The organism is Reichenbachiella sp. 5M10, assembly GCF_002742335.1.
In the GTDB taxonomy this organism is placed as follows: Bacteria; Bacteroidota; Bacteroidia; order Cytophagales; family Cyclobacteriaceae; genus Reichenbachiella.
Genome location: NZ_MDGR01000004.1, coordinates 1 through 573, shown reverse-complemented (window position 1 = coordinate 573; position 573 = coordinate 1). Strand labels below are relative to the sequence as shown.

General features: G+C 42.9%; 1 protein-coding gene. It reads left to right on the top strand.

The window, feature by feature from the left end; genetic code table 11:
- Positions 1-573: hypothetical protein (locus BFP72_RS19055; RefSeq protein WP_158233203.1), on the top strand; the 573-nt coding region annotated here is incomplete at both ends.

Below are 573 nucleotides of genomic sequence, written 5' to 3'. Positions count from 1 at the left end.
GTCGGTACTGATGCTGGTGCTACAACTGACAATACCAGTGGGTATACTTTCAAAGTATTCAGAGGACAAAACACTGATATTGCTAATGAAATTGAAGATGGTGATCCCACTTCAACGGGTGTTGGTAGCGTATCTATATCCACTACAAGTGTATTGGCTGGAAACCCAGGGGACGATCAGATAACCATAGTTGGTGTTGTAGCGGGTACGTATACTGTTGAAGCAACTGACCTTGACAATAAGTGTACTACGACTACCGAATTCACAGTAACTAAAGATCTCTCTGACATCCCTGTCATTGACGAAACAGCTCTACAAGCTGCTACTTCAGACAACACGCAATGCGGTGCTCCTTTTGATGGAGAGGCTGATGCTACCGCTACTGTCTCTGGTGGATCTACAAATTATTCTTATGCTTGGTACGCAGGTACTAACACTACTGTAGCTGCTATTGATACAGATATACTGCTAAACAATGTCGAATCAGGTGATTACACATTAATAGTCACGGATACCGATAGAGGATGTGTCTCTGCTGCCGTTACTGTTACTGTTGGTGAAACACTTGATTTA